General features: G+C 40.9%; 9 protein-coding genes. 2 read left to right on the forward strand and 7 right to left on the reverse strand.

Annotation, left to right across the window (positions count from 1 at the left end):
• The first annotated feature begins 321 nt into the window (after positions 1 to 321).
• Positions 322 to 1,449, forward strand: coding sequence for a class I SAM-dependent methyltransferase (locus PX482_RS08960; RefSeq protein WP_288122335.1), 1,128 nt, complete (start codon positions 322 to 324; stop codon positions 1,447 to 1,449).
• A gap of 49 nt (positions 1,450 to 1,498) precedes the next feature.
• Here PX482_RS08960 and bchB read toward each other — a convergent pair whose 3' ends face one another.
• Positions 1,499 to 3,025 (reverse strand): ferredoxin:protochlorophyllide reductase (ATP-dependent) subunit B, encoded by a 1,527-nt coding sequence (gene bchB / locus PX482_RS08965; RefSeq protein WP_002761981.1) that lies wholly within the window; start codon positions 3,023 to 3,025, stop codon positions 1,499 to 1,501.
• A 155-nt stretch (positions 3,026 to 3,180) separates the two neighbouring features.
• A complete protein-coding gene (locus PX482_RS08970; RefSeq protein WP_002761980.1) occupies positions 3,181 to 3,777 on the reverse strand; it encodes a nucleotide-binding protein in 597 nt (198 codons plus the stop codon).
• 183 nt (positions 3,778 to 3,960) lie between these two features.
• Between PX482_RS08970 and PX482_RS08975 the strand changes: the two genes are divergently transcribed.
• Positions 3,961 to 4,317 (forward strand): 4a-hydroxytetrahydrobiopterin dehydratase, encoded by a 357-nt coding sequence (locus tag PX482_RS08975; protein WP_002761979.1) that lies wholly within the window; start codon positions 3,961 to 3,963, stop codon positions 4,315 to 4,317.
• 13 nt (positions 4,318 to 4,330) lie between these two features.
• Here PX482_RS08975 and PX482_RS08980 read toward each other — a convergent pair whose 3' ends face one another.
• The 5 genes from PX482_RS08980 to PX482_RS09000 all read right to left on the reverse strand — a co-directional run bounded on the left by PX482_RS08980 (position 4,331) and on the right by PX482_RS09000 (position 7,971).
• The gene (locus PX482_RS08980) at positions 4,331 to 4,918 is read right to left on the reverse strand and encodes a prepilin-type N-terminal cleavage/methylation domain-containing protein (RefSeq protein ID WP_288096528.1); all 588 of its coding nucleotides are present in this window, start codon (positions 4,916 to 4,918) and stop codon (positions 4,331 to 4,333) included.
• A gap of 319 nt (positions 4,919 to 5,237) precedes the next feature.
• Entirely contained in the window at positions 5,238 to 5,711 is a 474-nt protein-coding gene (locus PX482_RS08985; protein ID WP_002761975.1) for a tRNA (cytidine(34)-2'-O)-methyltransferase, read from the reverse strand.
• A 42-nt stretch (positions 5,712 to 5,753) separates the two neighbouring features.
• Positions 5,754 to 5,891 carry a hypothetical protein gene (locus PX482_RS08990; RefSeq protein WP_288122337.1) on the reverse strand — a complete coding sequence of 46 codons (138 nt, stop codon included), beginning with the start codon at positions 5,889 to 5,891 and terminating at the stop codon, positions 5,754 to 5,756.
• A 308-nt stretch (positions 5,892 to 6,199) separates the two neighbouring features.
• Entirely contained in the window at positions 6,200 to 6,535 is a 336-nt protein-coding gene (locus tag PX482_RS08995) for a hypothetical protein (protein WP_002761973.1), read from the reverse strand.
• Between the two features lie 392 nt (positions 6,536 to 6,927).
• Entirely contained in the window at positions 6,928 to 7,971 is a 1,044-nt protein-coding gene (locus PX482_RS09000; RefSeq protein WP_002761971.1) for a DNA cytosine methyltransferase, read from the reverse strand.
• Positions 7,972 to 8,496 lie beyond the last annotated feature (525 nt).

The raw sequence follows: 8,496 nt of genomic DNA on the forward strand, positions 1-8,496 counted from the left end.
GGGTAAAACCCTACACCCCACACCCCACACCCCACACCCTAGCCCCACCAACAAACTTTTTCAGTAAACCCTAAGTAGGTGGGTGGAATTAAATATAAAATGAACGTAGGTTGGGTTGAAGCATGAAACCCAACGCCCGCATGGGTTACGCTACCGCTAACCCATCCTACAAATAATTGTGCCTACCTACTTATAAGGATGGGCAAAAGGCAAGAGGCACTCAGGCAAAAGAAGGAATAGATAATCAGTCTTTAGTAACTGGATTTAGTATAATTCCCATTTCATAATTCATAATTCATAATTCATAATTCCCTGATCAAGATGAATTTAGAAGCAATCATCGGCGAGGAAATTAAACAATCAGCAGCGGGTCGAATTAGCTTCGAGCGCTGGATGGATTTAGCTCTCTATCACCCCGATTATGGCTATTACACCTCTGGAAAAGTAGAAATTGGATCAAAAGGAGATTTTTTTACTTCCTCGTCCCTAGGGGCAGATTTTGGCCAATTGTTGGCAGAGCAATTTGTCGAGATGGCGGAATTTTTAGGTAATTCGCCTGGATTTACTTTAGTGGAAGTGGGAGCAGGTTCGGGAATTTTAGCGAAAGATATCCTTGATTATTTAAGTGATAGCTATGCTGATTTTTATCAAAATCTCAGTTATATAATTATCGAACAATCTCAGAAACTCAGGGAAAGACAACGGGCAACTTTAGCGGGATATTCCCCGGTATCTTGGCAAAGTTGGCCGAATTTAGCCGATAATTCCCTTGTGGGTTGTGTGTTTAGTAATGAATTAATCGATGCTTTTCCTGTCCATCGAGTTGTGATCGAGTCGGGAGAATTGCGAGAAATTTATCTGGGATTGGGGGAACCTTTTCAGGAGATTATCGCAGATTTATCCACCGACAGAATCAAAGACTATTTTGATTTAGTGGGAATAAATATTCCCTCCCCACTTTATCCGGAGGGTTATCAAACCGAGGTAAACTTATTAGCTTTAGACTGGTTAGAAACCGTTAATCGGAAACTCGATCGAGGTTATATCTTAACCATAGATTACGGTTACACTGCCGAAAAATATTATCATCCCCAAAGAAGTCAAGGAACCCTACAATGTTATCGACAACACCAGCGTCATGATCATCCTTATTTGTGGGTGGGAGAACAAGATATTACCACTCATGTGGATTTTACTGCTTTACAACGTCAAGGGGAGAAATTAGGCTTAAAAAATCTCGGTTTTACTCAGCAAGGATTATTGTTAATGGCTTTGGGATTGGGAGATAGATTAAATCAACTTTCTCAAGGAAAAATCGATATATTAACGATATTTCAGCGTCGAGATGCCCTACATCAATTAATCAATCCCACCGGTTTAGGAGGATTTGGAGTGTTAATTCAGGGGAAAGGAGTAGAGGAAAAAATACTTCAGGGATTAAGTAAATAACTAAAAAAAATAGGGCTGAATGCTGTTAACTTTCAGCCCTAAGAAATGATTAAGCTCCTACGGATTCTTTAGCGGCATACATTACCTCTAAAGTTATTTCACCAATACCTCGCTCCCGGGCAAATTTTTCGGTATTTCGTTTGACTTTCCCCCGCACAAAACCGGGTATTTTCTGCAATTCTACCGTAGCTTCCTTATTCCAATTTAGGTCAGAATCTGCCGAAATACCTTTAGTAATTACCTCTTTGGTATCATGACCACCGAATATCTCTAATAGGTGATCTTCCATACCCAAAGTAAAGGAATTATAGACCAAATCGGCGATCTGATTAGTGCCTTCGTAACCTAAGAAAGGTTTATAACCGAGGGGGAAATTTTGGATATGAATAGGTGCGGCAATGACTCCACAGGGAATATCTAAACGTTTGCCGACGTGACGTTCCATTTGAGTACCAAATATCGCCGCAGGTTCCAACCGAGCAATAGCATCTCCTATCGCCCCATTATCATCACTAATTAACACTTCATCGCAATATTCACTCACTTGTTCCCGGAACCAATCCGCATCATACTTGCAATAAGTACCCGCTAAAACCACATGAATTCCCATCTCTCTGGCGAGAATTTTTGTCATAGCGGCTGCGTGGGTATTATCACCAAAAACCACCGCTTTTTTCCCTGTCAAATTCTGACAGTCAATGGAACGAGAAAACCAAGCAGCTTGGGAGATATGCAGAGTTTGTTCATTGATAAAATCTTCGTAATCTACTGCTGCACCTTGGGCATTAATTACCTCTTGGATTTTGCGAATACAGCGCGCTGTTTCCACCACTCCCATGGGGGTAATATCAACGTAGGGCATAGCGAATTCACTTTCGAGATATTTGGCTGTCATTAATCCCACTTCTCGATAGGGAACCAGATTAAACCAAGCGCGGGGCAGATTTTTTAAGTTGTCCACCGAGGCAGCTTCGGGAATAATTTCGTTAACTTCAATGTCCAAATCTGCCATTAACCGCTTTAATTCCGTGCGATCATGTTGGTTATGGAAACCGAGGGTGGTAATACCAATAATATTAACCGAAGGTTTAGGGGTTTTCTGGGAGATAATTTCCCCTTTTCTCTGGGCCTTATCGAGATAATATTTGATAATTTGATAGAGAGTTTTATCGGCCGCTTGTAGTTCATTATAGCGATAGTGGTTAACATCGGCCAGCAGCACATCTCCTTGGGCATCCTGTCGCGCTCTTTCGACAAAGTTTTGTAAATCCTCTTGGAGAATGCTGGAGGTACAGGTGGGGGTTAAAACGATTAAATCGGGACTTTCTTCGCGATCTTTGCGAACAATATTATCGACGACTTTTTCTTGGGAACCCCGGGCTAAAACATTACGATCGACAATACTAGCAGTGACGGGGGTAAAATTACGCTCCCTTTCCAACATCGAGCGCATGACGTTAAAATAATCGTCTCCCAGAGGAGCGTGCATGATAGCATGAACATTTTTAAAGGAACTGGCGATCCTTAAAGTGCCAATATGAGCGGGACCCGCATACATCCAATAGGCCAATTTCATAGAGGGTTCTCCTACAGTCAGACTTTTTTGATTGTCTCAGACTTTACCGATTTAGGAGTGAACGCTTAACGGAAGATTACAAAAAGTCCCCATGCAGATTAAGTATCTTTTTGGGGAAAAATGACACAAATATTAATATTAACTTTTTTAACAATTTATGTCATGAGGGCAAAAATTTCTTTACCGACCGCTTGGTAACAAAGCCAACCGAAATTCGACCGGGGGTCGGGATAATCTTTGACGATGACTCCCTTTTCGGCCGCTCGTTCAAAAGCAACTAAACGGGGAATTTCTCGCTTAAATAGCGGTAATTTCGCTTCTTCTAGAGCTTTCCGCGCTTCCCGTCCTGTTTTTGTCCGTGAATCCACTTGGGTTAACAGAACTCGATAATTATCGGTCATCGTGGACAGCAATTCTACCGCTTTAATCGTGACATCGATATCGAGATGATTGGGAGTGGTGGGTAGGATTAATAAATCGCTGCCCTGAGCTAAATCTTTTAACTCGTCTGGCTCCGGCCGGGCCTGGGTATCGACGATAATATGAGTGTATTGTTTCACCAGTCCCGTCGCTCCAGCTTGGGACGCTACCATAAAAGGAAGGGTGTCTTCCCGGGACCAATGGAGAGCCGAACGATTTTTATCCGCATCAATCAATAAGGTGGGCGCTTTTTCTTGAAAATAGGCGGCCAAATGAATCGATGTGGTGGTTTTCCCGACCCCTCCCTTCAGTGCTACGACGGAAATAATCATGAACGGCTCGATCGAATAAGTGAGTATTTTCTAGTGTAATCCCAGACGGACTGAAAACCGTCTAAGTTTCCCCCCAGAAAAGCTATCGGTCAGAATTGTCGATTTTTGAGCGTGGCTCTCTCGACATTATGCTCTCCCGATCGATCACTTTTTCCGCTCACCACAACTACGGCAGCGTCTTCAATGTTGAACCAATTCTTAGCAATAGCGATCGCTTTCATGATTGGGTTAACTGGTGAATTAGTCCTCTCTTTACCCGCTACTCGTTTATCCGATCGAGAAATCTCTCAACAATTACAGACTATCCCGGGTTGGCAGTTACGAGATCAACGGATTGAAAAAACTTTTAAATTTAACAATTTTATCGAAGCGATCACTTTTGTTAATCGCTTAGTTACTCCAGCTGAATTCCTAGGTCATCATCCTGATATTACCATCAATTATAATCGCGTTACTCTTTCCCTCACTACCCATGAAGTGGGAGGTTTAAGTAACTTAGATTTTGATTTAGCTCAACAAATTGATCGCCTGATTCCCTAGTTTTAAATCAGCTTTAACCCACACATCTATCATCTTGGCGAATATCCCAACTACCATCAACACGGAATAAAAATAAACAGCGTTTGTCTGGTGTACCGGAAGCAACTAAAGTAATTCTGCCTAACTGTCCCCAAGAACCCCCTAACCCCCCCTTTGTATCGGCCCAACTAGCGCGATAAATTGTCCCTTGATTACCGACAGGTCCACTAACTCGGCGTAGGGTAGAATTATCAGTATCGATGCTAACACCACGAGTGATGGGAGTCCAATCGGTGACATTTTCACATTCGTCTCCTTGTACTTTTGCCACTTTAATCTGTTCAGTTTCACTTTCTGCCATGCACAAAGATAGGGGATAAGAACCTTCTCCCATGGCTTGGTAACGGGTATTTTTCCACTGCTGTGATATTTCAAAGGTGGCGATATTTAAGCGAATCCAAGCCATTAAACGATGATAAACAGAAAGGGCAATGGTTAAGAGAATTCCTAATAAAATTAAGGTAACTAACATCTCGACTTGAGTTAAGCCAGAGTTGGATTTTTGCCGATGAAAAAGCTGTAGATTGCCAAAATGTTTTCGAGAAAGGTCGAAGATATTCATGAGCCTCATCTTGCCTTTTTATTTTCAATAAATTATGGGATTAGAAAGGAGCAAAAATTAATTTGCTCTAGGATAATCCACATAATTTCTTGCTGTTATTACGGACAAGATTGACTGCGATCACTATTTTTTCTGATATGGGCAAAAATCAGCTAAATAAAAGCAATTTTCTGATTTTTTGCTCAATTTAGTTTATTTGCTCTGTTTATAGCGGTTCTCGCATCTGTGCGGCACACTTAAACCTTTGCTGATTAAGCTGTTCAGGATCGGGAATGTACCTCTTGTGAATCAGAAACGCTATATATAGCTAAATGTCCCGCTAACGAATAAATCCCAATTGTCGTCTGGCCTCAAATAATCCGATTGCCACACTAACGGAAAGATTTAAACTTCTCACCCCCGGTTCCGCCATGGGAATATAAACTGTATGATCACATTGATTTAATAAATCTGCCGGAATACCGTCGGTTTCACTGCCAAAAAGTAGCCAATCTCCGCTTTGATAGCTGTATTCCACATAACTACTGCTGCCGCGCACTGTAAACCCGATCGCCCTTCCGCCGCTCTTTTGTTGATATACACAGAAATCATCTATTGTCAAGTGGTACATGAGTTTTACATAGGGCCAATAATCTAAGCCGGCCCGCTTCAGATAGCGATCGCTAATTTCAAAACCCAAGGGACCAACTAAATGCAATTCTGTCCTCGTTGCGGCGCAGGTACGGGCAATATTCCCCGTATTTGGCGGAATTTGCGGATTGATTAAAACCACTCGTAAAATTGCTTCAGTCATCAGTTATCAGTTAAGTAGCTGGTTATATAGCGTTTCCCAATCTCATGAGGTACACCAAAATCTTAACTCCTGAATCCCGAATCCTGACTCCTGAATCCTGAATCCCGAATCCTGACTCCTGACTCCTGACTCCTGACTCCTGACTCCTGACTCCTCAAAACCTAAGACTCTGTACCTCACAACTATGGGAATTGCTATAATTAAATTAAAAATGGATTTTAGGTTCGATCCCCCTGCCCTCCTTGATAAGGTAGGGTTGATTCATGAATCAACCCTACCCTTGATAAGGGGGGTGTCTGATAATTTTTAACGCCTACCTACTTATCAGTTATCGGTTATCGGTTATCAGTTCACTGTTTACAGCAAAAAACTCCCCACCTCTCAATTCATAATTCATAATTTAAATTTATAATTCCCACTTCCCATCTCCCTTGGGTGAGGACTAACTATACTGGATTCTCCCCCACCCTAGTCAAACTTATTTTAATTTAATTGGGATAACTATCCATACTCAACGGGACTAAATCGCCATAGATCGTCAAACCTAACAACATTGTTTCATTAGCGGGGATTAACTTGCCTGTAAGAGTGCAAATCTCATTTTTTCTAGCTGTAGCGTTAAATACTGCCCTTATATCGGTGGCACAAAACTGAGGTCGATAATCTCCTGATTTTTGCTGAACGAAATTCCATAAGACATCGCGAATGAGTGCTTGATAACCTTGATTGCCGGAAATCTCTTTCAGCTTGTCTTTGAGGACTCTTTCCAGACGAATGCTGGTGACTTCCATCTCGGTAGTGGTGGTGCGTGTGATTGTCCGCATAATTTTTTCTCCCGAATACTAAACCTATTGGTGTTACAAGTGTAGTATAAGCAAGATACCTTTAACAAGCACAACCGGCGAAACCATCACCTCTTTTGCTCTTTTTATTTTTGTCTCATGCCTATTTTTCTCATTTTTGAACTCTCGAAAATTAATTAAGTAGGGAGGCACAATTATTTGTAGGATGGGTTAGCGGTAGCGTAACATAATCGGGCGTTGGGTTTCATGCTTCAACCCAACCTACGTTCATCTTATATTTAATTCCACCCACCCACTTATGTAACAAGTCCACTGTTAATCCAGTGAGAGTCGAGCATAAACAGCGATCATATTGATCAAATAATAACTATTCTTAATATACCCAAACCCCTAGAAAAAATTGTTATTGTTCCTCAGATTGACAATAGATCTAATTGTCTCCCCTGTAGGTCTTTAACCCTGATATTTTCTTGAGAATCTCTGGATAAATCTAAAGTTTTAATCACCTCTTTTGCCACCGCTTCTACCACGGGAATAGCCACAGAATTACCGAACTGTTTATAAGCTTGGACATCGCTGACAACAATCTGAAAACTATCGGGAAATCCCTGTAATCTTGCCCATTCTCTGGGGGTCATTCTGCGGACGAATAATTTATTTACCTCTCCCTTAATGCGAGTAACGGGAGTAAAATTAGTCAGTCTTTGATCGATAACTAAATTTCTTTCTTTTCCCATACCTCCCACCACAATAGCATTAGCGATACCATCGGGAGAAATAATCTGATAACCAAAACCATTACCTTTATTTTCGTGTCTGGCCCTGTGTTTAAACAAAGTTTCTAAATACTGATTAGAGAGATAATATTTAACGCTGACTTCCTTTTCTTCTAGGATATCTTTGAGACAAGTTTCTTGATGGGTTGGTTGGGGATAGGAAAAATGGTAAATATTCAAATCCTCTCGAAAACCGACGATAAAAATTCGGGGACGGTTTTGAGGAACCCCAAAATATCTGGCATTTAAAATCTGGGGACTAGGGACAAAATAATGCAAATCCTTTTCTAGTATATCTAAAATAGTTTTTAAAGTTTTACCTCGATCATGATGGACTAAACCCTGGACATTTTCTAAGATAAAAGCTTTCGGTTTCTTTTCGTGTAATATCCGGGCAACTTCAAAAAATAAGGTTCCGCGTGCATCTTCAAAACCGTGTTTTCTGCCAGCGATACTAAACGCTTGACAGGGAAAACCGCCGCACATTATATCATGATCGGGGACAGTTTTTACCTCTAATTTTCTGATGTCTTGATTATCGGGTAAATGACCATAGTTAGCCAAGTAAACCTTTTGGGAGTGAGGATCGATTTCCGAAGAAAAAACGCATTGACAACCGAGATTCTCTAAGGCGATTCTAAATCCTCCTATACCGGCAAATAAATCAATAAAAGTCCACATATTTTATCTATTCTAAGCTTCCGTTTTGATCCCTGAGACGATGTTATACCGGCTATCTTAGATTTTAGTATAAATTCTCGAATCTTTCTGTCCACTTCCCCATCTACCCTGTCCGCGTAATTTTTTTCTCCCAAATACTAAACAGATTGGTGTTACAAGTGTAGGATAAGTAAAGATACCTTTAACAAGCATAACCTAGAAACCATGACCTCTTCTGCTCTTTTTATAGCAGTTATCCTAAATGATGAGGTAGGAAGTTTTCCTTTTGGGGAGTCGGTCGTCAGCAGTCGATACCAAATCAGTTTACACTTCGTCTTGATGAGAAACGCTATAAGTAGGCGACGATAAATCCGACATTCCGCACATCTTCATATACTTTTATATATTGGCTCTTCGGGAATTGTTATGCAAATAATTAACTTAAAATAAAATTCGATGAGAGCAACTACGCTCAAAAGTAGCTGAAATTCATACAGGAAAGGACTTAAGGCACAAATAGGTTAATACCAAAAGATAGACAATTGA

The sequence above is a fragment of the Microcystis sp. M53602_WE12 genome (assembly GCF_030065455.1).
Classification (GTDB): Bacteria; Cyanobacteriota; Cyanobacteriia; order Cyanobacteriales; family Microcystaceae; genus Microcystis; species Microcystis aeruginosa.

Coding starts and splice junctions, on each gene's coding strand:
- PX482_RS08960 (WP_288122335.1), top strand. CDS start 322: ATGAATTTAGAAGCAATCATCGGCGAGGAAATTAAACAATCAGCAGCG.
- bchB (WP_002761981.1), bottom strand. CDS start 3,025: ATGAAATTGGCCTATTGGATGTATGCGGGTCCCGCTCATATTGGCACT.
- PX482_RS08970 (WP_002761980.1), bottom strand. CDS start 3,777: ATGATTATTTCCGTCGTAGCACTGAAGGGAGGGGTCGGGAAAACCACC.
- PX482_RS08975 (WP_002761979.1), top strand. CDS start 3,961: ATGTTGAACCAATTCTTAGCAATAGCGATCGCTTTCATGATTGGGTTA.
- PX482_RS08980 (WP_288096528.1), bottom strand. CDS start 4,918: ATGAATATCTTCGACCTTTCTCGAAAACATTTTGGCAATCTACAGCTT.
- PX482_RS08985 (WP_002761975.1), bottom strand. CDS start 5,711: ATGACTGAAGCAATTTTACGAGTGGTTTTAATCAATCCGCAAATTCCG.
- PX482_RS08995 (WP_002761973.1), bottom strand. CDS start 6,535: ATGCGGACAATCACACGCACCACCACTACCGAGATGGAAGTCACCAGC.
- PX482_RS09000 (WP_002761971.1), bottom strand. CDS start 7,971: ATGTGGACTTTTATTGATTTATTTGCCGGTATAGGAGGATTTAGAATC.